The sequence below is a fragment of the Tsukamurella pseudospumae genome (assembly GCF_001575195.1).
GTDB lineage: Bacteria > Actinomycetota > Actinomycetes > Mycobacteriales > Mycobacteriaceae > Tsukamurella > Tsukamurella pseudospumae.
This window is the reverse complement of the sequence record NZ_LSRF01000070.1, coordinates 1-219: the sequence shown is the minus strand read 5'-3', so window position 1 is coordinate 219 and position 219 is coordinate 1. Positions and strand designations below refer to the sequence as shown.

The window sequence follows — 219 nt, the reverse complement described above, 5'->3', positions numbered from 1 at the left end:
GGAAGTCGGCCTTGACGGCCTCGGCGAACTTCTTGGCGAGCTCGAGATCGGGCTTGCCGGTCTCCATCCAGATCATGTCGGCGTAGGGCGCGTAGGCCTTGGCACGGGCGATGCAGGGCTCGACACCGTTCTTGATGCCGAAGAAGCCCTCGGACGTGCGGGTGCCGTCGAGGAAGGGCTTGTCACGGTCGTCCACGTCGGTGGTCAGCAGCGTGGCGG

Annotated in this window: 1 pseudogene; it reads right to left on the bottom strand. The window is 66.2% G+C overall.

What is annotated here, in order from left to right:
* Window positions 1–219: pseudogene (locus tag AXK60_RS25140) on the bottom strand (isocitrate lyase); the annotation flags it as partial.